Genomic DNA, 21,984 nt, shown 5'->3' with positions numbered 1-21,984 from the left:
AGTTAATCAATATTTTCTAAGCACTCGAAAATATATTTATAGGGAAGTGTTAGTCACTTTGATTTTTTAGCTTATCTAAGTAATTAGCGTACCACTGCATCATGTCCGTGCGTTCCTCCAAGTACTGCGCATGATTATAAGCACCACGCACTTTATTACGCTCTTGGTGGGCAAGTTGTTTTTCAATGACATCACCTCTAAATTTGTTTTCATTTAGAATGGTTGATGCCATACTTCTAAAACCGTGTGCCACCATACGACCATGATATTTACCATTTTGCATTCGCTTGAGAGCAACATTGACTGAGGCTGAACTCATTGGCTTTTCTTGGTGTATGCTACTTGAAAAAATATACTCACTTTGCCCTGTGATTGGTAATAACAATTCAAACAACTTTTTGACCTGTTTAGAAAATGGGATTAAATGTTCTTGATTCATTTTCATAAGCTCAGCAGGAGCCACTCAGATTTTTCAAAATCTATATAACTCCATTTTGAATTAGCAAGCTCACTAGGTCTAACAAAAATATAGGCTGATATAAGTAAGGCAGATTTAACTATAATTGTACCGTGATATTCGTCCATATCCCGCAACAATTCGCCTATATTGTCCTCATCCGTCAAGGTTGGCATATGTTTGGTTTTTGAGTTTTTAAGCATACCTCTATAATCCTGAGTTACATCACGATTACAGTAACCTTTAGCCACACCGTAACGAAAAATCATCGAACAACAAGAATTAACACACTTGCCAGTTTCAACATATCCCAAATCTTGAATAGACTCAATGATATTAAAAAGCATTGGGGCTTCAATATCTTTTAGTGGAATTTTACCAACAAGAGGGAATAGGTATATTTCCAGCCTACGCAAAACCAATTTATTATGCCTGTCATTGCTATGCTGATAATGTTTAGCATGCCAATCAAGCGCAACCTCTCTAAAAGGTCGTTCAGTTGCTAGTTTGATTTTTTGAGTTTGCTTGTGAGCGGAGGGGTTAATACCTTGCTCCAACATATCCATATATTCCCTTTGTTTGGCTTTTGCCTGTTTCATGGAAATTTGCGGATATTTCCCAAGCGAGACCATACAGCGTTTTTTTAAAAACGAGTATCTGAATCGCCATAATTTGCTTCCTGTTGCTTTGACCAAGAGCGATAAACCAGCATCTACATTGATGGTATAATCGTTATTTTTCGGCTTAGCGTTTTTTATTTCTATATTTGTTGCCATAATTGTTCCTTATTTTATCAGATGAAAATGTATACTAATCGTATACCACTTTGTTTGCAGTAGAGAGAAACCATGTGAAACAGCTTGAAACTATAACGCTTTGATTTATAATTAAAAATAGTAGACATTGAGACAAACTGAAACAGCATAAAACATTGCTTCAGATTTCTCACTCTCCGCCATATTACTTTTTACGCATCGTCTTTTTCTGACTGCGTTGAATTTCAAAAAATACTTAGTTACATAGTTTTTTCTATGTGCTTTCGTATTTCTGAAATTCGCCTTGTCAGAAGAAAAAATACTTGTAATAATTCTAGTGCTTTTTTAATTGCATAAAACTTATAAAGATACTTACCCTATTTCAATATCCTTACTAATATATAACAAACAAAAGTTAGGGGTTGTGAATAAAACTGATTCATATCCATCCGCATATTTTATTTACAACCCTTGAGTCTTAGTAGTATCAAAACCCTATTTTTTAAGGTAAAATTTTCAGATTATTTACACCAATCTTATTATGACTGACACCCCTTTAATAATTGCAGGAAAAATATACAACTCTCGTTTGTTGGTTGGCTCGGGCAAGTATAAAGACCTTAATGAGACTAAATTAGCAACAGAGGCTGCGGAAGCAGATATTATTACGGTGGCAATTCGTCGGACCAATATCGGACAAGATGTGAATGAGCCCAATTTATTGGATGTTGTATCACCAGAAAAATATACCATTTTGCCAAATACAGCAGGTTGTTACACTGCCAAAGATGCGGTACGGACTTGTCAATTAGCGCGTGAATTATTGGGTGGGCATAACTTGGTTAAATTGGAAGTATTGGGTGATGAAAAAACACTTTACCCGAACATTGTTGAAACTTTAGTCGCTGCACAAATCTTGGTAGATGACGGTTTTGATGTAATGGTTTATACCAGCGATGACCCAATTATTGCTAAAGAATTAGAAAATATCGGCTGTTGTGCTGTAATGCCGCTCGCCTCACTCATCGGCTCAGGACAAGGTGTTACTAACCCTGCCAACATCAAACTCATCAAACAACACGCCAATGTGCCTGTACTCGTTGATGCAGGTATAGGCTGTGCAAGTGATGCAGCAAAAGCGATGGAACTCGGCTGTGATGGCGTATTGATGAACTCTGCAATCGCTAATGCTGAAAATCCAATCTTGATGGCAAGTGCGATGAAACACGCTGTTATTGCAGGTCGTGAATCTTTCCTTGCAGGCCGAATGATAAAAAAAGCTTATGCTTCAGCTTCATCGCCGATGGAGAATTTAATTTAATTGAGACCTTGCATAAATAGGGATAACTAGCAAAATGTCAGATTTTATTAAATTGGAAATTTTTTAAATCCACTCCTAGCAGGGCTAAGGGTGTTTTTAAAAAGTTTGTAATTTGATGAAAGATGGCGTTTTGATGATTATTCATATTTATGCAAAGGTCTCCAAAGGTCTCTAATTACCTTCTTACAATCTGATTCATAATATATTGCGTTAATAACGGCACTGGACGACCTGTTGCACCTTTTTTAGCGCCACTTATCCATGCTGTGCCTGCGATATCAATGTGCGCCCAGCGATAATCTTTAGTAAAATGTGACAAAAAACAAGCAGCAGTGACTGTGCCTGCTTCACGCCCACCAATGTTGCCCATATCGGCAAAATTTGACTTCAATAACTCATCATATTCATCGTCTAACGGCAACTGCCACGCAGTGTCTAGTGCGGTTTTACCTGCTGCAATCAAATCATCAGCTAAATCTTGATCATTTGCCATCACGCCACAATGATGTTTCCCCAAAGCAACAATTACCGCACCCGTTAGCGTTGCCGTATCAATGACCACTTCTGGATTAAATTTTACAACATAGGTCAGTGCATCGCACAAAATCAAGCGCCCTTCGGCATCGGTATTTAAAATCTCGATGGTTTTGCCCGACATCGAAGTAACCACATCACCCGGCTTAGAGGCATTATGCGCTGGCATATTTTCAACCGTTGGCACGACAATCGTCAGATTCACTTTGAGTTTCATCTCTGCCACTGCATGCATTGTGCCGAGCACACCTGCTGCACCACACATATCGTATTTCATCTCATCCATACCTGCACCTGGCTTCAAAGAAATACCACCAGAGTCAAAAGTTACACCTTTACCTACTAAAACAATCGGCTTGGCAGCGCCATTACCTGTATAACTCAAACTAATGAGTTTTGGTGCTTCAATCGAGCCTTTAGACACTGACAATAAAGAACCCATACCCAATGCCGACATATCGGCCTCTTCCAATATTTCACATTTAAGCCCAAATTTCTTGGCTAATCCCTGCGCTGTTTCTGCCAAATAAGTCGGCGTACAAACATTCGATGGCATATCACCTAGCATACGAGTTAGTGCCATACCCGATGCAATCGCCATCCCTTTATCAATACCATCTTGCTTACCGTCTGCAAAAGTCACGCTCTGTAATATATTTACTTCAGGGATATCTAAATCCACTTTTTGCACCTGGTAATCATTATTTGCTATTGCCTGCGTCATAATCCCAACAAAATCATCAACTGCAAGTGTTGGTAAAAATAATGCCGATAAATTAAATTTATTTGCCGTTTGTGCCAAAGTTATTGCCAATTTTTTCAGCATTTTTGCCGTCGGTGCATTATCGCCCAAACCGATATTTAGTTGATTGTTATTAAAACTGATTTTATTTAATTTAAGTGTTTTGTCAAAATTAACCTGTGTATCTGTCTGTGAAGCAACCGCATTGATTTTAAATTCCATTTTTTTTACAACCTGTTTTGATAAAATAATGCGTATAATTTTATCATTTTCCACACAGACTTATTATGTTTAAATTATTACTCATTATCTCAGTATTATTTATCAATACTGCCTTTGCCAATAAAGTCGATATCGTCAACAGTCTTAGTCCTTTTTTCGGAGAAATAAAGAAAAAAGATGTTTCTAAAACTAAATTTGATGGCGTGTATGAAGTCATTTTGCACAATCCAATCAAATCATTACTCATCTCAGCCGATGGTAAATACTTAATTCAAGGTGATATTATCAACCTACGAACAGGCACACCACTAAAAGCAAGTTCACATATTAATGGTATTAAACAAGCATTAATCAGCACCATTAATGATAAAGATAAAATCATTTTCAAAGCAAAAAATGAAAAATATAGTGTCCATGTCTTTACTGATGTCGATTGCCCCTACTGCAAAAAATTACACGCACAAATGTCGAAAATGAACGCACTCGGTATCACCATTAAATACCTTGCTATGCCACTCAAATCACTCCATCCAACTGCTCAAGGGAAAATGGAAAAAATTTGGTGTGCAGGCGATAGAGTAAAAGCAATGAATGACTACAAAACCAAAAATATAATCCCAAATTCAAAAGACTGTAAAAACCCAGTCGCAAAACAATTATTAATCGCAAAGCAACTTGGCATACAGGGTACACCCGCTATTTTCCTTGCTGATGGAACGCACATACCTGGTTATTTACCTGCCAAAAAACTTTTAAAAGAAATCCAGAAGAAACTTGGAAAATAATACTCGACTCATTGCCCTAAATGCAATCTGTTCAGTTGTTTTAAAGAAAAAATCACTCTCTACTTTTCCCTACCCAAACGATGTCAGTTCGTTGACAAAATCTTTGGTTTTTGGCACTTTGCGTTTTTATCACCAACTCAACGACATTGTCACTGAACGACTCAAACACTCATTAGAAAAAGAAGATTTAAACATTCACTGCTTGATGATTTTAGGTGCTTACCAAATTTTGCACAGCAATATTGCCGAACACGCCAGTATTTTCGAAACCGTGAATATCGCTGAAACCATTGGACAACCATGGGCAAAACCATTAGTGAATGCCATCTTGCGACAGATTCAACGCGATAAAGAAAAACTACTCAAACAAACACATTATTCACACCCAACTTGGCTATTAAAAAAAATCAAGCAGTATTACCCCAACGATTTTGAACAAATATTCAAGCAGAACAATACCCAAGCACCAATGACACTTCGTCTACATCCACAGCACGATATTGACGCCAACCTTGACGCGACAAAAATCACAGTTGCACCGCAAGCACGAGTTTTAAATCAGGCAATGGATGTGTATGATATTCTTGATTTTGACGAAGGCTCGTGCTTCGTCCAAGATGCTTCTGCCCAACTCGCAGGACACTTACTTAATCCAAAAAATACCGATTTAATTCTCGACGCCTGCTGTGCTCCTGGTGGCAAGACTACCCACCTCAGCGAACTCGCACCAACATCTAAAATTATTGCCCTAGACAGTAGCAATGACCGCCTAAAACGCGTCCAAGAAAATATCAATAGATTTAAAATCAACAACATTAGCCTCACGCAAGGCAATGCCCAAACTCAAGATTGGTGGGACGGAAAATTATTCGACAAAATTTTGCTTGATGCACCCTGTTCGGCCACTGGCGTTATTCGTCGTCATCCTGATATCAAATTACTACGAAAACCCAAAGATATCAGCGTTTTAGTTGCTCTACAAAAAGACATTCTCAATAATTTATGGACAATGCTTAAACCAGGTGGCATATTACTCTATGCCACTTGCTCCGTCCTAAAAAATGAAAATGAAACTCAAATTGCGCAGTTTTTACAAAACCACTCAGATGCAATAGAAGAAAAAATCATGCTTGATTGGGGGCTTAAAACCACTCACGGCAAACAACAAATACCCTGTTATGAGTTTGATGGCTTTTATTACGCCATACTTAAAAAATTGGTGTAGAATTACCTAATATTTTTTTATTTAAAGGATATTTTATATAACTCTTATAACTCTCGGAGGAGAACATGAAAAAAATACTACTAGGTATTACTACATTAATACTGCTAACATTAAACGTTCAAGCAGCTAATCCAAAATATGTCATTCAGGTCAGTACAGATGATGCTAGAACACAAAAAATTGCACTTAATAATGCAGTTAACTTACAAAAGCATTATGGTGGTGCAGACAAGGTCGACATTGAAATTGTTGCTTTTGGTCCAGGTTTAGGCATTTTAACAACAAACAATAAAAACTCTAGTCGCGTAGAAAGAATGGCGTTAAATAATATTAAATTTAGTGCCTGTCAAAATACTATGCGTGGTTTTAAGAAAAAGAAAGGTCATTTTCCAACATTAACTGATGGTGTTGATAAAACACCTGCTGGTGTGGTCCGAATTGGCGAACTACAACAACAAGGTTATTCATATATTCGACCTTAAGGAAAAGTAGCAAACTATCTAATAAAATAGGCGCTTTAAGCGCCTATTTTATTAGATAGCTGGTTATTTTTTTTACTTCTCCAATGCAATATCTAACACTTCATCAATCCACTTAACTTTAATCACATTAAGTTTGCCTTTGATTTTTTCAGGCACTTCTGAGAGTTCTCGTTCGTTATCATCAGGAATAATAACAGTTTTGATGCCGCCACGCAAAGCGGCGAGCATTTTTTCCTTGAGTCCGCCGATTGGGGTGATTTCACCTCGTAGGGTGATTTCGCCAGTCATGGCAACATCGGCTTTGACTTTTTTACCTGTTAGTACGGAAACTAAGGCGGTGCACATTGCTGCACCTGCACTTGGTCCATCTTTTGGAGTGGAGCCATCGGGGACATGAATGTGAATATCGAGTTTTTCCTGAAAGTCGTCAGCGATGTTGAGCTCTTTGGCACGGGTGCGGGTTACGCTCATTGCAGCTTGGATGGATTCTTTCATTACATCGCCGAGTTGTCCAGTGTAGTTAAGTTTACCCTTACCTTTGTAAGCAGTGGCTTCAATGGTAAGCAAATCACCGCCGACTGATGTCCATGCTAGACCTGTTACTTCGCCGATTTGGTTGTTTTCTTCTGCTAAACCAAAACGGTGTTTGTGAACACCGAGATATTTTTCTAAATTTTTATCGCTGATGGTGGCTTTGGTTTTGCGTTTTTTCAAGACCACTTCTTTGACAATTTTTCGACAAATGGTGCTGATGGTTCTGCTGAGATTACGCACACCTGCTTCACGGGTGTAATAGCGAATGATATCTAAAATAGCAGAGTCTTTGAATAAGATTTCTCGCTCGGTAACACCGTTGTTTTCCATTGCTTTTTTGATTAAATGGCGTTTGGCAATTTCTAATTTTTCATTTTCGGTGTAGCCTGCCAATTCAATGATTTCCATTCTATCCAACAAGGGTTGTGGCAAGTCTAATGTGTTGGCTGTAGCGACGAACATTACTTGTGATAGGTCATAATCGACTTCAATGTAATGGTCGTTGAAGGTGTTATTTTGTTCTGGATCTAAGACTTCTAACATGGCACTTGAAGGGTCGCCTCGATGGTCGGATGCCATTTTTTCAATTTCATCAAGTAAAAATAGGGGGTTTTTAACTTTAACCTTTTGCATTTTTTGAATGATTGAGCCTGGCATTGCACCGATATAGGTACGACGGTGTCCACGAATTTCCGCTTCATCTCGAACGCCACCGAGCGCCATACGCACGAATTTTCGATTGACCGCTCTAGCGATTGATTCGCCGAGCGAGGTTTTTCCGACACCTGGAGGTCCAACCAAGCATAAAATATTAGCTTTGTTGTGGGTAACCCGAGTTTGCACCGCTAAATGTTCTAGAATACGCTCTTTGACTTTGTCCAAACCATAGTGGTCGTCGTCCAAAATTTTCTGCGCTTTGGATAAATCATTGTTAATCTTAGTTTTCTTTTTCCACGGCACATCGCATAGATTTTCAATATAAGTGCGAATAATGGAGGCATCGGAAGATTGTGATGACATTCTTGAGAGTTTCTTGAGTTCGCTTTTGGCTTTTTCTTTAGCATCTTTTGGCATTTTTGCTTTTTCAATACTTACCTGCAAATCCTCAATTTCATTTTCATCTTCTGCCTGACCCAATTCTTTTTGAATGGATTTCATTTGTTCATTCAAATAATAGTCTCTTTGGTTGGACTCCATTTGCTTACGCACACGGGATTGAATTTTTTTCTCAGTGCCTAAAACATCAATTTCTCCTTGAATTGCCGATAAAATTTTATCCAGTCTCACTTGTGCACTATTGCCACCTAAGAGCTCTTGTTTTGCGTCAGTTTTTAATACCAAATTGGCAATGATAATATCGCTGAATCGTTCAACATCGCTTACATCTTTGAGCATATTCAACACTTCTTCTGGAATCTTTTTATTGAGTTTGATATATTTTTCAAAATTTTCTAATGCCAGTCGCATCATCGCTTCTACTTCGACTTCTTTGCCTGCTTTAAGGCTGAGTTCATTGACTTTAACTTCGGTATAACCTTCAGCTTCCACAAATTCTTTAATTTCAGCGCGTTTAACACCTTCAACCAATACTTTAATTGTGCCATCAGGCAGTTTTAGCATTTGTAAAATGGTTGCCAAAGTACCGACGGTGTGTAATTCGGTATTTATTGGGTCTGAGGTTTTTTCATCTTTTTGGGCAACTAAAAAGATGAATTTGTTTGTGCCCATTGCTTGGGTAATGGCGTTGACGGATGATTTTCTACCAACAAAAAGTGGCATTACTGTGTGCGGAAACACCACCACATCCCGTAGTGGCAATAGTGGCACTAATTGCTGATTTAAATCAATGATATCTGCTGTGTCTTTTGTTCCCATAATAGTGTAACACCTTTTAAACTTAGTAATTTAGATAGATAGTGATGAGTAACATTGATTTCAAGTACCCACTGTCCAAAATCATCCACTTTTTCATTATGGATATAGCCAATATTGTGAATTTCACTACGAATATAGGCGCTTTTAACATCAATTTGTATTTTGGCATGCGTCATCATTCCACTCAATTGTTCAGCTAATGCCTGATAGAGTAATTCTATGCCAGCACCAGTGTATGCTGAAATCCACACACGGAAAATCTTGCCATTTTCATCTCTGTCCAATCTCGGTTCAACATTTTCTACACAATCAATTTTATTCATCACCAAAATACTGGGCACTTTATCGGCATCAATATCGGCAATAATTTCATTCACTTGCTCAATTTTCTCACTATGGTATTCATCGGACGCATCGACTATATGTAATACCACATTCGCCTGACTGGTTTCTTCCAAAGTAGATTTAAAAGCAGCCACTAAATCGTGGGGCAAGTTTTGAATAAAACCAACGGTATCGGCAATCACTGCCTCGCCAGAAGCTGGTAATATCACCCGTCTAATCGTAGAATCCAAAGTGGCAAAAAGTTGGTCATTAGCAAATACTTCCGCCTTGGTAATCGCATTAAATAGAGTGGATTTACCCGCATTAGTATAACCAGCTAAGGCGACCATCGGTAGTTCGTTTTTGATACGGGCTTTACGCCCCAAATCTCGCTGTTTATGGACTTTATCTAAACGCTTAATGATATTTTTGATGCGCACAGAAATCAGGCGTTTGTCCGTTTCTAGTTGGGTCTCGCCTGGGCCTCTCAAGCCGATACCACCCTTTTGTCGTTCAAGATGTGTCCAACCTCTTACCAGTCGTGTCGATAAGTGTCTGAGTTGTGCCAATTCAACTTGTAATTTTCCTTCAAATGAACTGGCTCTAAGGGAAAAAATATCTAAAATTAAACCCGTGCGATCCATCACTTGGCATTCAAGGTCTTTTTCTAAATTGCGTTCTTGCGAAGGGGAAAGTTCAGCAGAAAAAATCACCAAATCTAGTTCTAATTCTTTCACTAACTCTGCCAACTCTACTACTTTACCCGAGCCAATAAAGTGTTTGGCTTTAGCGCTATTGCGAATAACTTTGAGATTTTTGATGACATTTAGTCCAGACGATTTTGCCAATTCTAAAAATTCATCCATACCATTGTGAATATGCCGATTGGTGGGAAGTTCTATATAAACAAGCAGTGTGCGTTCGCCTTGGCCAACAGCATTTTTTTGTTTATCAAATAATTCCAATTTAGTAGGTTAAGAAGCCTTTTCAGGTTGCTTCTTTACCTTATAAACTATCAATGGCTCTTTAGTTTTCTCAACCACAGCCTTATCAATCACGACTTCGATCGCATCGGTGAGCGATGGCAATTCAAACATCGTATCTAATAGTAAATATTCTAAGATAGAACGCAATCCCCTAGCCCCCGTTTTGCGTTTAATTGCCAATTTAGCAACAGCCACTAAAGCAGGTCTTTCAAAGGTTAGTTTAACGCCTTCCATTGAGAATATTTCTTGGAATTGCTTTACTACTGAATTTTTTGGCTTGGTTAAAATTTGTATCAATGCTTTTTCATCTAATTCACCAAGCGCTGTTTGCACGGGTAACCGACCGACCAATTCTGGAATTAAGCCATAACTGATTAAGTCTTCTGGCTCAATTAAACTGAATAAATCGGTCAATGTTTTTTCTTTATTCAAATCCTTAACATTGGCAGAGAATCCAATACCTGTGGCTTTTTCAACGCGTCTGCCGATGACTTTATCCAAGCCATCAAATGCACCACCGCAAATGAATAAAATCTTTGAAGTGTCAACATCAATAGTTTCTTGATTTGGGTGTTTGCGTCCGCCTTGTGGTGGCACGGAAGCGACTGTGCCTTCAATTAATTTCAACATTGCTTGTTGCACGCCTTCGCCTGAAACATCACGAGTGATTGATGGGGAATCTGAGCGACGAGAAATTTTATCAATTTCATCAATAAAAATAATACCCTGTTCTGCACGCTTAGCATCAAAATCACATTTTGACAATAAACTTTTAATCACATTTTCAACATCATCACCGACATAGCCTGCTTCGGTTAAAGTCGTCGCATCTGCTACCGTAAAAGGCACATCTAAAAGTCGTGCCAAAGTTTGTGCTAATAATGTCTTACCTGAGCCTGTCGGGCCAATCATTAAAATATTGGATTTATCTAACTCAACTTCATTGGAAACATAGCCCGTTTGCAAGCGCTTATAATGATTATAAACCGCAACGGATAATACTTTTTTCGCATGGTCCTGGCCAATCACATATTCGTTTAAAAAATCGCGTAGTTGCTTAGGTGTGTATTTCCAATCTTGGTGTACTTCAGCTAGCTCTTGAACAGTTTGCTCTTCAAGTAAACCATGGCAAGATTCGATACATTCGTTACAAATATAGACGCCAGGGCCTGCAACTAAGCGCCCAACATCAGATTTTGCTTTGCCGCAAAATGAACAATTTAACTCTTTAGTATTCTCTGCCATAATTTAGCGTTTTGTTAGTACTTTGTCGATTAGACCGTATTTTGCTGATTCAGACGCAGACATAAAATTATCTCTGTCAGTGTCTTTTTGGATATTTTTGATAGACTGACCAGTATGTTTTTTAAGGATGTTATTGAGTTTTTCCCTCACCTTAAGAATCTCTTGGGCGTGAATATCAATATCACTTGCCTGACCAGAAAAACCACCGAGCGGCTGATGAATCATCATTCTTGCATTGGGTAGTGCAAAGCGTTTATCCTTAGCACCCGCTGTTAGTAACAAAGCACCCATACTCGCTGCTTGACCGATACATAAAGTCGAAACATTGGGCTTGATGAACTGCATAGTGTCATAAATTGCCAACCCCGCAGAAACCGAACCACCTGGGGAATTAATGTATAAATGAATGTCTTTATCTGGATTTTCAGATTCTAAAAACAACATTTGCGCGACAATGACATTTGCCATGTAGTCTTCCACTGGACCCACCATAAAAATAACGCGTTCTTTTAAAAGACGCGAATAAATATCATAAGCTCGCTCGCCACGGGCAGATTGCTCCACCACCATTGGGATTTGATTGAGGTTTTCTATTGTCATTATGCTTGGGCTTGTTGAGTAACCGCTTCAAAAGTTGTCTTTTTCGCAGTCACTTTGGCACTTTTTAAAATCACTTCTTGCACCATTTCTTCCACTACCATTGACTCAATAGAAGTCATTCTAGAAGGGTCTGCATTATAGTAATCTATCATTTGCTGTGCTTGCTCACCATAAGACGCTGCCATTTCTGCTAATTTAGCATCCAATTGTTTTTTTGTGGCTTCAATCTTATTTTCAGTTGCAATTTGATTCACCAATAAACCCAATTTAACGCGTCGTGCCGCCTCAGGATTAAAAGTAGAAGCAGGCATATCACCTTGGGATGCCATACCTTGTTGCTGCATACGCTGTTGCATATCTTGCAATAGAACTTTTGCCTCTTGGTCAATACTTGCCTGTGGCACTTCAAAATCATTGACTTCTAATAATGCACCAAATAAAGCATCTTTATTTTGGTTGGCTAAACGGGTTTTAAGCTCTACACCCATTTGCTCTGACATACTTTTCCTCAGTCCATCCATTGTCTTCTCGCCAAATTTTTCTGCAAATTTATCGTCTAATTTTGGTGCTGTCGGTGCAGCCACTTCTTTCATGTCCACCTCAAATACCACTTCTTTACCTGCCAATTGTGGCGCATGATATTCTTTTGGGAAAGTTAAGTTTAGCGTAGTAGATTCGCCAGCAGAAATACCTTGTAGCCCGTCTTCAAAACCTGCAATCATTGAGCCTTTGCCCAATACCATTTTAAAATCAGCAGCAACACCACCTTTAAATACCTCTCCATTTAACGAGCCTTTAAAGTCAATTATCACCTGGTCACCGTCTTTAGATTTGCGTTTAACCGCTTTAAATTCAGTCTTTGAATCGGCCAAACCTTTTAAAGTTTTGTCTTCATCTGCTTTGGTAATTTTAGCCTCTAATTGCTCAACTTTTACTTTTGAAAAATCAGCAATTTTAATTTCTGGATATACTTCGAACTCAACTGTGTAAGAAAAAGTTTTTTCATTTTCGGCATCAATTTTAGTAATATTTGGTCGTGACGCTGGATTAACTTTTGCGTCTGTTAATGCGTCCACCAAAGTATCATTCACTACATTATTAACCGCATCTGAATTCGCCCGAACACCAAATTGCTTACGCAAAATAGCCATTGGCACTTTGCCTTTTCTAAAGCCATCAATTTGTGCTTTGGTGGCGATGTCTTTAAGGACTTCGTCTGTTTTTTGCTTAAATAAGTCAGCTGTCAATTCAACTGTCAATGCTCTTTTTAGTCCGCTTAATATTTCTAGTGAAGTTTTCATTTTATAAATCCGATATTATTCTTAAAAAAGGGTTGATTATACCTGAATTACAGGCAATAAAAAAGGCAGTAAATACTGCCTTTTTTAGAGACCTTTGCATAAATAGGGATGATTAGCAAAATGACAGATTTTATTAAATTGGAAATTTTTTAAATCCACTCCTAGCAGGGCTAAGGGTGTTTTTAAAAAGTTTGTAATTTGATGAAAGATGGCGTTTTGATGATTATTCATATTTATGCAAAGGTCTCTAAAAATATATTTATTTCAAACCAGAGATATAGGCTGAAACTGCGTCAATCTCTTTATTGGTTAAATTCTTAGTAAAGTTAATCATCATACCTTCATAGTCATTCGTTCTGCTCGGCTTGTTTTCACCTGTTTGCAAGTTGATTGAATACTGACGGAATAATTTAAGCTGTTTAGCAATATACATTGAATGTTGCGATGCCAATGCTGGAAAACCTGCTGATGGCACACCTTTGCCTTGTGGACCGTGACAAGCAATGCAAGCGGTAACATCAGTTGATTTTTTGCCACCACGATAAATCTTTTGCCCCAACACAAGAGCATCTCCTGTCGCAGGAACACCTGAGGAAACTTTTTGCGATGCATAATAAGCAGCTAAGTTAGCGATATCTGCCTTGGTGAGTGGTGCAACCATCCCTGCCATTACAGCATCAACACGGGAACCTGTTTTAAATTCTTTAAGCTGTTTTATTAGGTAATCTTCATTCTGTCCTGCAATTTTTGGAAAAGTAGGTGCGATTGAATTACCGTCAACACCATGACAAGCAATACAAGTAACTGATTTGGCTTTTCCTTGTGTTACATCACCTGTGGCGAAAGACTGCGTTGAAATTAAAGTCAATGTTAAGGTAAAAATTAGTGCTAATTTATTCATAATGGGTTTTCCTTTTATGCGAAAAAATAAGGCGACATTATACGCAATATTAAACCTCAAAATAAAAAAACCTTTGCAAAATGCAAAGGTTTTTATTATTTATTTAAACTGTTTAAAAAATAATTATTGTGTCGCTAACCAATCAGCGATTTCTTGCTCATGTCCTTTAGCCAAACCTGCCATTGCACTCATAGTTGGGTCTTTGCGTGCACCCGACTGAAAGTCTTTAAGTTGCTTAACAATATAAGCCGCTTGTTGCCCAGCAAGGCTAGGATAAATTGGAATAGCTGATTTACCTGTAGCACCGTGACAAGCAGAACAAGGAGTATAAGCCGCTGGAACACCTGCTTGAACCATTGAACTCATTGACATTACTGCCGCCGTTACTACTAAAACTTTTTTTGTTGTTGAAAACATAATTATCTCCTGATTTTTATTTTATTAAAATATATAATGGTACCTTTTACCATAGTGCAATATTATACCTTCCTTATATCAACATGAGCAATAATTATCACCCCGCAAAATTTTTACTCTCCTGCCCGTCACTAAAAGGCTGTCCGCCAGATCAAGGCTATGAAGTGATTTTTGCTGGTCGTTCAAATGCGGGTAAATCCAGTGCCATTAACACCATTACTTTACAAAAAAAGTTGGCAAAAGTTTCTCGCACCCCTGGCAGAACACAGCATTTAGTGTTTTTTGAATTGGATGAAGATCGGCGTTTAGTGGATTTACCAGGTTATGGATATGCCAAAGTGCCTGAGGCGGTGAAAAAGCAATGGCAAATTGATATGGGCGAATATTTTGCAAAACGCAATTGTTTAGCAGGTGCAGTGCTGGTGATGGATGTGCGTCGCCCGCTAACACCGTTTGATCAGATGATGCTAGATTGGTGTATAAATGTGAATTTACCCACACAGATTATTTTAACCAAATCTGACAAGATTAAAAAAGGTGCTGCTAGTAACGCATTAATGAAAGTTAAACGCGCGATTGAGTCTTATCCTTATGTACAAGTGCAATTGTTTTCCAGTTTAAAAAAACAGGGCTTAGATTTATTAGGTGCAAGATTAGACACTTTTTTTGCCTATGTGGATTAACGCTGACACCAGCAAACTCAGTCAAACTGACACGGTTATCTTGGCAAATAATCGTCAAGTTTTAGCATTTCAAAAAACTTGGGGATTGCAAAAAGGCAATTCTGCTTTGCCAAAAGCTCTGTCTTGGCAACAATTTTTACAAGAATCTTGGCAATTCCTTGAACCTAATTCATCGCAACGATTACTCTCAAACAATGAATCCCGCACCCTAATTGAACGCTCAATGTTGAAATTGGGGCAAAATGAAGTCAATAGCCGTCTATTAGATGAAGTGATTAAAAACAACGATTATTGCAAAAACCATCTAATTGAATACGCTCAATTATCGCAAACAAATATTACCAATTGCATCTTATTCGTAGATTGGATGGAAGATTATCAGCAGACCAAAAAGAATAACAATCTACTGGACATCAATGATTTATCAGCATTGGTGATTAAACACCCTATTGAGATTAGCAAACCTTATATTTATGGTTTTAAAACGCTAACGCCCGTGCAGTCGTTACTTTTAGATAAAATTGGCTATCAAGTGCTGAAAGGCGAACCAAAAAATCCACAAAATGACAATCAAATTTTTCAAACAACTGAGGATGAAATCAACACAGTCGCACAGTGGGCAAAGGATTTACACGCACAGAACCCTGACAAATATATTGCCATTGTCTGCCCAACTTTGAACCGTGAGCATCATCAAATAAAATCTATCTTTGACCAAGTATTTTCTAATACGCTGATTGAAACAGGGGGAAAATCTTATAATATTTCCCTAGGTCTGCCCTTGAGCGACTATCCGTTAATTCGCCATATTCTCAATATTTTGACGCTGTGCCAACAACTGCAAAGCAACCATATTAGCACCGATACTTTTAATGCAGTCATCACTTCACCCTATATTTCTGACGCGCAAAAAGAACAATCAGCTCGTGCTTTATTAGTAAATAAAGTGCTAAAACTTGAAAAAACACATTTTCGATTTTCTCATTTAAAAAATATTTTAGACGCCACGCCACAACTCAAAAATAGCATACAGTTCACCCTTACACAAGTGTCAAAGACAAAACAACCCCACGATCAATGGCTGTCATTATTTGATAACTGTTTGCAAAACTGGGGTTTTGCCGTTGACAGAACCTTATCCAGTACGGAATATCAACTTTTTAACAAATACCAATCTGCCCGTTTAGGACTCAATCAACTGTCACAAGCAAGCGAAACGATAACAATGTTAAATGCCATTTTAGATTTAAAAAAGTGGCTATCGCAAGTGATTTTCCAAGCCCAATCAGCCAAAACACCGATTCAAATACTCGGCAGTTTAGAAGCCGAAGGCTTGGTTTTTGATTATGCCTGGGTAGTAGGAATGACCGATGAATTTTTGCCCGTTGCACTCAATGCACCGCGTTTTATCCCCAGTGATATTGCCCAGCAGCACCAAATTCCACACAGTAATTTTGCATTGATTAGTAAAGACGCACAAGACACACTCAACAATTTAACGCACTTAGCAAAGTCGGTGATTTTCTCTTATGCCAAAACCCATTTTCAAAGCGAACAGCAACCCACTCCTTTATTTGAATTCACCACCCACCACCCACCATCTGCACACAAATATCAGCCTGTAGTAATGGATAATCTAACAGATACCCAGTCTAATCCAATCACAGATACCCAAGTAAACAACGGTGTCGGAATCTTAAAAGACCAAATGGCATGTGCATTCAAAGGCTTTACCCACCGACTAAAAACACACACTTTTAACGAACCACACATCGGACTAAGTAGAATGGAACAAGGCAATATTATCCACAAAGCCTTGCAATATTTTTACCAAGACATCCACACACAAAAAGCATTATTGGCATTAGACGATGATAAGTTAGAAGGATTAATTCAGCAAAAAATACTGTCTGCACTTAATTATTATGATGAATCAGGTTTTAAAAACATTGAACAAATCAGAATTACCCAAATCCTCCACCAATTCATTGCCATAGAAAAAACTAGAAACCCCTTCACCGTAGTATCTACCGAAGAAGAAATGCACGCCGTCGTCTCTGGATTACAATTCACCACCCGACTCGACCGACTCGATGAAATGGACAACGGCGATAAAGTTATTTTTGACTACAAAACCGGAAATCCTACCGTCAGTCACTGGTGTGGCGAAGCCATCCAAGAACCGCAATTACCCATCTACGCAACAAGTAAAGATACGCAAGGTATCGCATTCATCCAGCTCAATGCCGACAAAATCAGCATCAAAGGACTATCAAAAGACGAAGAATCCCTGCCCAAGCAATCTGCTAGAAATTCCTGTAAAGAATGGGATGAACAAATCATCATTTGGGAAAAAATACTAAACGCTGCCAGCCAAGATTTTCAACAGGGCAAAGCACAAGTTTTACCTAATAAAATTGCTTGCCAATATTGTGAATACGATGCACTCTGTCGCATTAAAAAATAATGACACTAAAAAATACCACCTCATTCCCACACGCAGCATAGGAATGAGAAAATAGTGAAGTTACTCCTACAAAAAAAACCCAGTAATTAAACTGGGTTTTTAATTGACAAGGTCGAACCTTGTCAATTAGAACTTCCAGCGGAGGGTGCCTTCGATGCCGTTGCTGTGGGCTTTGTTGTTGGTGGATTGGGTGCGTTGGTAGTTGATGGTGGTGTTGGTGTCGCCTTTTTGGTAGGTGATGCCTAGTTTTAGGCTTATTTCTTGCTCGGCGTTTTGGCTGATGTAGGTGGTACCTTCTCTGCGAATGTCGGATTTGTATTCGAGGTTGGCGAAGCGGGTGAGGTTGCCGTCTTCGTAATCGCTGGTGTGATTGATGTCAACACCGATGGCAAGGGCTTCGTCGGTGGTGGTTTCGCTGTTGGTAAGGGCGTCGGTGGCTTTCATTTTGATGCGGCTGATGTCGTATCTTGCGTAGGGGGAAAGGTCTAATTTTCCTTTTTGCATATTGCCACGATAGGCGACGGAGGCGAAATAGCCGTTGCTGTTTTGGTTGTCGCTGGTGGTGGTGGAGTTGACTTTGTGGGTGCCTTTGGCAATGCCGAGGACGGCTTCAATGGCGGTGTGTTGGTTGAGTTCTAATGCACCGTAACTGGAGAGTGTGTATTGGGTGGTGTCCACATCGCCTGTGAAGTCGGTGCCGGTGGCGCTGCGGTCTTCCTTGCCTAAGCCTAAAGCGAAACCGATTGTTTTGGTTTTGTCAATGCGTCTGTCAAGTCCAACATTGATGGATTTGAGGTTAAACTCAGTTTTGTTGGTGCCTGTGCCGTTGCTTTCACCGATGATGATTTTGGCACTTGTCCAAGTGTCCCAGCGGTTAATCTTGTGATTAGGGGTGGGAATGGTGCTGGACATTCCATTGGCATTTAGCACTTGATTAAACGCCGTGCCGGGGTTGCTATTGGCGAAGTTGATTTGAATGCCGTTGACAAAGCCGTTAGTAAAACTACTTTGTTGGTTTTGCTTTTGACGAAGGTGAGAGAGCCTGCCCATCACCGTTTTTCTGACTCTGGAGAGTAGCACTTTGGTGGCTGCTTTGGATTCTTTACGCACGGCGGTGGCGATGATTTCAGCATTGTTGACGGTAACGGTGGTGGTGGCTTCGATGCCATTTACGGCCACTTTGAAGGTAAATTCTTCGCCTTCCATAGCAGCAGTGGTGTCAAAGGTAACGGTTTTGGTGTCGGTGGCACTCAGGGTGATGCCAGTAGGGGCTGTCCAAACATAAGTAAGGGCGGTGTCGGGGTCAAAGGCGTTGGCGGTGAGGGTAACGGTTTTGTTGATGCTGGTTTTGCCACCGCCAGTGATGTTGACGCCTGTGGTGGCTTCATCTACATTGTTGAGGGTAAGGGTGATGACTTGCTCGGCGTTGTTGTCGTCGCCAGTGCCGGTGGAGGCTTTGACTTTGACGGTGTAGGTGTTGGGGGTGGTTTCAAAGTCGGTGGTGCTGCCGTTAAAAGTTAGGGTGTTGTTGTTGGTGCCGCTGAGGGAGAATAGATTGCTGGGGTTTTCAAGAATGCTAAAGGTGGCAGTATCATCGCTGGCTACTAAAGTGTGGGTTTTGCTGGTGCCTTCGTTGGTGGTTAGGGTGGCAGTAGAATTGATGGCGAGGCTGCCGCCGCAGTTGCCGTCGATGCAAAGAGTGTAGCCATCAAAATTAGAATAAGATGCGGAAGTTAAGTCAATAATATCGCCTGCTACTAAACCTATCTCTGCAAGAGTGAAAGTGCAAAAATTTATTGTATGAGTGTATTCGCCACTACTTTCAGTTGGTGACTTTAGAGCACAACTTGTTTTAGGAACTCCGTTTAGAGTGATACTAACATGTGCTTCCTCTGCTATCGGTTGTTACAAATGGAGTATTTACAAAATTAGTAATAACATGGTACTCTTTGGTAGCAGGGTTAGGGTTGAGGGTGGCAAAGGCTTGAGTGGTAAGCAAAAGCAAAAAAGCACTGATAACAAAACGAGAAAGTGTGTTGATGGTATTCATAATAATAACTCCTGAAGGAAAGTAAAAAATGGGTCTTAATAAGTTAAGACCTAAAAGGTATGTGAGAAAATTTGTCTATTAAGTAATGGCGAATGAGAAATTGGTGCTGTAGGTGCCGACTTCGCCGCTGGTGATGCCGTAGCGGGCGGATAGATGGCAGAATTGACCGACTTTGTCGGGGGTGGAGAATATGTAGGCGTTCATTGTGTTAGACGCCGTTCGGGGTTGGTGTTAGATATTGCTAATTGCGTGTGCTGTGCTGTGCTGTGCTGTGCTGTGCTGTGCTGTGCTGTGCTGTGCGGTGCGGTGCGGTGCGGTGCGGTGCGGTGCGGTGCGGTGCGGTGCGGTGCGGTGCGGTGCGGTGCGGTGCGGTGCGGTGCGGTGCGGTGCGGTGCGGTGCGGTGCGGTGCGGTGCGGTATTATATGTAAATTTCATAAGTTGGGTATTATCCCTAGTTTTGAGACCTTGTCAAGAGGTGGATTAAAATTTGTCGATGATTTTAGAAAGGGTTACAAAACCGCCCATGACGATTATTAGTAGCACCATATTTTTGTTTAGGGATTTTTGGATGGAATGCTCAACTTGTTCGGCGAGTAAGGTGAATTTGCCTTCTAGGGCGGTGAATTTGCCTTCTAGTTTGGAGAATTTGCCGTCGAATTTGTTTTCTAGGGCAATGACGCTGTCGGTTACCTCGTTGAGTTTTAGATCAAGGTGGTTGATGTGGTTGTATTGGGATTTGAGTAGTAAAGTGTTGATGTCGTCTTGGGACAGGCCTTTTCCTTGAGAAAAGCGTTCCTCAATTTCCTTGACTTTGGGGGTAATCATCTCGATGAGCATATCATCTACATTGGTTTTGTTCATGGGGGTTTTGATTAGTTTTAAGTGGGTTATTATCCCTAAAAAAGCGGGGGTGTGTGGGGTTTTTGGTGGGCATTATTTTTACAAAATGGTATTCGTTGGGGTTGGTCTGATATTTTGATATAACGCAATAACATTTCGTCTTTTGGCTTGAATTTCAACGCCAATATTTTCTGGATTCAGTTGGGAGATGTCGATTGCATTTAGCAGATTTCTGAGTTCAATAATGCGGCTAACATCAATATCTAATAATTCAAAAGTTGTGAGTAACTCTGTAAATCGCTCTTGTCGTCTGAGTGCGTCGGTTTTGGCAAAAAAATCGACTATTTCATTGCTAGATTGTGTATCAAATTTATTGGCAAAGTGGTGGTATTGATTAACAAGTTTGGAGAGTTCTTGGTATTTTTTTGGGCATTTAATGCGTTTACATAATGCGGTAATGGCGGTTTGTTTTTCGTCTTTTAGCCAAATGGCAAATTTTATTTGTGGCTTGGTATTAAGATTGTCCAAGATTAAGAATGGGTTTTGGTGAGGGAGATTGTCGGGTATTTTAAGTGCAGGGAAAACGCGGGCGTAAGCACCGCAAGCCAGTAAAACTTTAAAAAATGGGGAGGGGGTTGTATAGGATAAAGATTTTTCTAATTCTTTAAAAACCCGCTCAGGTGTGAGGGCATCTACCTCGCCCAAGGTTACCATTTGCTGCATAAGTTGGTGGGTTGGATGGGCAACTTTGAAGCCAAATTTTTTGAAGCGGGCGGCAAAACGCGCCACTCGTAATATCCGCACGGGGTCTTCGCTAAATGCGGTGGATATGTGTTTGAGTAAGCCGTTATTTAAATCGGCTTGTCCATTAAAAGGGTCGAATAATACGCCGTCTTTTTGGGCAATGGCGTTAATGGTTAAGTCTCTACGGGATAAATCTTGTTCAAGGGTAACGCTTTTTGATGTGTCAAATTCAAAGCCTTTGTAGCCCTTGCCCACTTTGCGTTCCACTCTGGCAAGTGCATATTCTTCTTGTGTACCTGGGTGTAAAAATACGGGGAACTCTTTGCCTACTTGACGATAGCCTAAGTCCAGCATCTCTTCTGGTGACGAGCCGACAATCAGCCAATCTTTTTCGGTATTGTCATCGGCAATACCCAATAGGTAATCACGGACAGCACCGCCAACTAAATACTTTTTCATTGTTGTGGGAAATCAGAATAAATAAAGACAAGAT

21 protein-coding genes and 1 pseudogene are annotated in these 21,984 nt (G+C 39.8%); 6 read left to right on the top strand and 16 right to left on the bottom strand.

All coding sequences use genetic code 11. The features are described from left to right. Positions 1–49 precede the first annotated feature (49 nt). Both AB8525_RS07940 and AB8525_RS07935 read right to left on the bottom strand, forming a co-directional pair. Positions 50–445, bottom strand: coding sequence for a tyrosine-type recombinase/integrase (locus tag AB8525_RS07940; protein WP_369177261.1), 396 nt, complete (start codon positions 443–445; stop codon positions 50–52). Next, the gene (locus AB8525_RS07935; protein WP_369177260.1) at positions 442–1,233 is read right to left on the bottom strand and encodes a tyrosine-type recombinase/integrase; all 792 of its coding nucleotides are present in this window, start codon (positions 1,231–1,233) and stop codon (positions 442–444) included. Before AB8525_RS07935 ends, AB8525_RS07940 begins: the two co-directional genes overlap by 4 nt. A gap of 517 nt (positions 1,234–1,750) precedes the next feature. Here AB8525_RS07935 and AB8525_RS07930 point away from each other — a divergent pair. Beyond that, positions 1,751–2,533, top strand: a complete 783-nt coding sequence (locus AB8525_RS07930) for a thiazole synthase (protein WP_369179045.1) — start codon at positions 1,751–1,753, stop codon at positions 2,531–2,533. Positions 2,534–2,780: 247 nt separating this feature from the next. On the opposite strand, the pseudogene AB8525_RS07925 reads toward AB8525_RS07930, so the two are convergent. After that, positions 2,781–4,031 (bottom strand): annotated as a pseudogene (locus AB8525_RS07925) (leucyl aminopeptidase); the annotation flags it as partial. A gap of 65 nt (positions 4,032–4,096) precedes the next feature. Between AB8525_RS07925 and AB8525_RS07920 the strand changes: the two are divergent. The 3 genes from AB8525_RS07920 to AB8525_RS07910 all read left to right on the top strand — a co-directional run bounded on the left by AB8525_RS07920 (position 4,097) and on the right by AB8525_RS07910 (position 6,523). Next, positions 4,097–4,816, top strand: a complete 720-nt coding sequence (locus tag AB8525_RS07920; RefSeq protein WP_369177259.1) for a DsbC family protein — start codon at positions 4,097–4,099, stop codon at positions 4,814–4,816. Continuing rightward, on the top strand, positions 4,806–6,041 hold the full coding sequence (gene rsmB, locus AB8525_RS07915) for a 16S rRNA (cytosine(967)-C(5))-methyltransferase RsmB (RefSeq protein WP_369177258.1): 1,236 nt from the start codon (positions 4,806–4,808) through the stop codon (positions 6,039–6,041). Before AB8525_RS07920 ends, rsmB begins: the two co-directional genes overlap by 11 nt. 65 nt (positions 6,042–6,106) lie before the next feature. Next, positions 6,107–6,523: a DsrE family protein gene (locus tag AB8525_RS07910; RefSeq protein WP_369177257.1), complete on the top strand. Its 417-nt coding sequence runs from the start codon at positions 6,107–6,109 to the stop codon at positions 6,521–6,523. Between the two features lie 72 nt (positions 6,524–6,595). On the opposite strand, the gene lon is transcribed toward AB8525_RS07910, so the two are convergent. The 8 genes from lon to AB8525_RS07870 all read right to left on the bottom strand — a co-directional run bounded on the left by lon (position 6,596) and on the right by AB8525_RS07870 (position 14,706). Beyond that, positions 6,596–8,932: an endopeptidase La gene (gene lon / locus AB8525_RS07905; RefSeq protein ID WP_369177255.1), complete on the bottom strand. Its 2,337-nt coding sequence runs from the start codon at positions 8,930–8,932 to the stop codon at positions 6,596–6,598. Continuing rightward, on the bottom strand, positions 8,896–10,221 hold the full coding sequence (hflX, locus tag AB8525_RS07900; protein WP_369177253.1) for a ribosome rescue GTPase HflX: 1,326 nt from the start codon (positions 10,219–10,221) through the stop codon (positions 8,896–8,898). Before hflX ends, lon begins: the two co-directional genes overlap by 37 nt. A gap of 9 nt (positions 10,222–10,230) precedes the next feature. Next, positions 10,231–11,487, bottom strand: a complete 1,257-nt coding sequence (gene clpX / locus AB8525_RS07895; protein ID WP_369177252.1) for an ATP-dependent Clp protease ATP-binding subunit ClpX — start codon at positions 11,485–11,487, stop codon at positions 10,231–10,233. Between the two features lie 3 nt (positions 11,488–11,490). Beyond that, the gene (gene clpP / locus AB8525_RS07890) at positions 11,491–12,087 is read right to left on the bottom strand and encodes an ATP-dependent Clp endopeptidase proteolytic subunit ClpP (protein ID WP_369177250.1); all 597 of its coding nucleotides are present in this window, start codon (positions 12,085–12,087) and stop codon (positions 11,491–11,493) included. Continuing rightward, on the bottom strand, positions 12,087–13,388 hold the full coding sequence (gene tig / locus AB8525_RS07885; RefSeq protein ID WP_369177248.1) for a trigger factor: 1,302 nt from the start codon (positions 13,386–13,388) through the stop codon (positions 12,087–12,089). The genes clpP and tig overlap by 1 nt, the downstream gene beginning before the upstream one ends. Positions 13,389–13,472: 84 nt before the next feature. After that, positions 13,473–13,619: a hypothetical protein gene (locus AB8525_RS07880; protein ID WP_369149988.1), complete on the bottom strand. Its 147-nt coding sequence runs from the start codon at positions 13,617–13,619 to the stop codon at positions 13,473–13,475. A 28-nt stretch (positions 13,620–13,647) separates the two neighbouring features. Next, positions 13,648–14,289 (bottom strand): cytochrome c, encoded by a 642-nt coding sequence (locus AB8525_RS07875; protein ID WP_369150708.1) that lies wholly within the window; start codon positions 14,287–14,289, stop codon positions 13,648–13,650. A 123-nt stretch (positions 14,290–14,412) separates the two neighbouring features. Next, on the bottom strand, positions 14,413–14,706 hold the full coding sequence (locus AB8525_RS07870) for a cytochrome c (RefSeq protein WP_369150705.1): 294 nt from the start codon (positions 14,704–14,706) through the stop codon (positions 14,413–14,415). An 83-nt stretch (positions 14,707–14,789) separates the two neighbouring features. Here AB8525_RS07870 and yihA point away from each other — a divergent pair, with 83 nt between their 5' ends. Together yihA and AB8525_RS07860 are read left to right on the top strand one after the other, a co-directional pair. Next, positions 14,790–15,389, top strand: coding sequence for a ribosome biogenesis GTP-binding protein YihA/YsxC (yihA, locus tag AB8525_RS07865; protein WP_369150704.1), 600 nt, complete (start codon positions 14,790–14,792; stop codon positions 15,387–15,389). Next, entirely contained in the window at positions 15,379–17,856 is a 2,478-nt protein-coding gene (locus AB8525_RS07860; protein ID WP_369177246.1) for a PD-(D/E)XK nuclease family protein, read from the top strand. The genes yihA and AB8525_RS07860 overlap by 11 nt, the downstream gene beginning before the upstream one ends. Positions 17,857–17,982: 126 nt before the next feature. Here AB8525_RS07860 and AB8525_RS07855 read toward each other — a convergent pair whose 3' ends face one another. The 5 genes from AB8525_RS07855 to AB8525_RS07835 all read right to left on the bottom strand — a co-directional run bounded on the left by AB8525_RS07855 (position 17,983) and on the right by AB8525_RS07835 (position 21,950). After that, entirely contained in the window at positions 17,983–19,062 is a 1,080-nt protein-coding gene (locus tag AB8525_RS07855; RefSeq protein WP_369177244.1) for an autotransporter outer membrane beta-barrel domain-containing protein, read from the bottom strand. A gap of 670 nt (positions 19,063–19,732) precedes the next feature. Then, positions 19,733–19,906, bottom strand: coding sequence for a hypothetical protein (locus tag AB8525_RS07850; protein ID WP_369177242.1), 174 nt, complete (start codon positions 19,904–19,906; stop codon positions 19,733–19,735). Positions 19,907–19,984: 78 nt separating this feature from the next. Then, complete coding sequence (locus AB8525_RS07845; RefSeq protein WP_369150697.1) at positions 19,985–20,110, bottom strand: hypothetical protein; 126 nt, start codon at positions 20,108–20,110, stop codon at positions 19,985–19,987. A gap of 277 nt (positions 20,111–20,387) precedes the next feature. Beyond that, entirely contained in the window at positions 20,388–20,768 is a 381-nt protein-coding gene (locus AB8525_RS07840; RefSeq protein WP_369150696.1) for a hypothetical protein, read from the bottom strand. A gap of 78 nt (positions 20,769–20,846) precedes the next feature. Next, positions 20,847–21,950, bottom strand: coding sequence for a polynucleotide adenylyltransferase (locus AB8525_RS07835; RefSeq protein ID WP_369177240.1), 1,104 nt, complete (start codon positions 21,948–21,950; stop codon positions 20,847–20,849). Positions 21,951–21,984 lie beyond the last annotated feature (34 nt).

Origin of the sequence: Candidatus Thiodubiliella endoseptemdiera (assembly GCF_964212635.1) — a bacterium.
GTDB classification, from domain to species: Bacteria; Pseudomonadota; Gammaproteobacteria; order PS1; family Pseudothioglobaceae; genus Thiodubiliella; species Thiodubiliella endoseptemdiera.
Note: the sequence above shows the minus strand (reverse complement) of the source record. Positions and strands in the feature narration are given on the sequence as shown.

Bases quoted from the DNA above. Each gene is read 5' to 3' on its own strand.
- AB8525_RS07940 (WP_369177261.1), bottom strand. From the start codon at position 445: ATGAAAATGAATCAAGAACATTTAATCCCATTTTCTAAACAGGTCAAA.
- AB8525_RS07935 (WP_369177260.1), bottom strand. From the start codon at position 1,233: ATGGCAACAAATATAGAAATAAAAAACGCTAAGCCGAAAAATAACGAT.
- AB8525_RS07920 (WP_369177259.1), top strand. From the start codon at position 4,097: ATGTTTAAATTATTACTCATTATCTCAGTATTATTTATCAATACTGCC.
- AB8525_RS07910 (WP_369177257.1), top strand. From the start codon at position 6,107: ATGAAAAAAATACTACTAGGTATTACTACATTAATACTGCTAACATTA.
- lon (WP_369177255.1), bottom strand. From the start codon at position 8,932: ATGGGAACAAAAGACACAGCAGATATCATTGATTTAAATCAGCAATTA.
- clpX (WP_369177252.1), bottom strand. From the start codon at position 11,487: ATGGCAGAGAATACTAAAGAGTTAAATTGTTCATTTTGCGGCAAAGCA.
- clpP (WP_369177250.1), bottom strand. From the start codon at position 12,087: ATGACAATAGAAAACCTCAATCAAATCCCAATGGTGGTGGAGCAATCT.
- tig (WP_369177248.1), bottom strand. From the start codon at position 13,388: ATGAAAACTTCACTAGAAATATTAAGCGGACTAAAAAGAGCATTGACA.
- AB8525_RS07880 (WP_369149988.1), bottom strand. From the start codon at position 13,619: ATGAATAATCATCAAAACGCCATCTTTCATCAAATTACAAACTTTTTA.
- AB8525_RS07875 (WP_369150708.1), bottom strand. From the start codon at position 14,289: ATGAATAAATTAGCACTAATTTTTACCTTAACATTGACTTTAATTTCA.
- AB8525_RS07870 (WP_369150705.1), bottom strand. From the start codon at position 14,706: ATGTTTTCAACAACAAAAAAAGTTTTAGTAGTAACGGCGGCAGTAATG.
- yihA (WP_369150704.1), top strand. From the start codon at position 14,790: ATGAGCAATAATTATCACCCCGCAAAATTTTTACTCTCCTGCCCGTCA.
- AB8525_RS07860 (WP_369177246.1), top strand. From the start codon at position 15,379: ATGTGGATTAACGCTGACACCAGCAAACTCAGTCAAACTGACACGGTT.
- AB8525_RS07855 (WP_369177244.1), bottom strand. From the start codon at position 19,062: ATGGAAGGCGAAGAATTTACCTTCAAAGTGGCCGTAAATGGCATCGAA.
- AB8525_RS07850 (WP_369177242.1), bottom strand. From the start codon at position 19,906: ATGAATACCATCAACACACTTTCTCGTTTTGTTATCAGTGCTTTTTTG.
- AB8525_RS07845 (WP_369150697.1), bottom strand. From the start codon at position 20,110: ATGAACGCCTACATATTCTCCACCCCCGACAAAGTCGGTCAATTCTGC.
- AB8525_RS07840 (WP_369150696.1), bottom strand. From the start codon at position 20,768: ATGAACAAAACCAATGTAGATGATATGCTCATCGAGATGATTACCCCC.
- AB8525_RS07835 (WP_369177240.1), bottom strand. From the start codon at position 21,950: ATGAAAAAGTATTTAGTTGGCGGTGCTGTCCGTGATTACCTATTGGGT.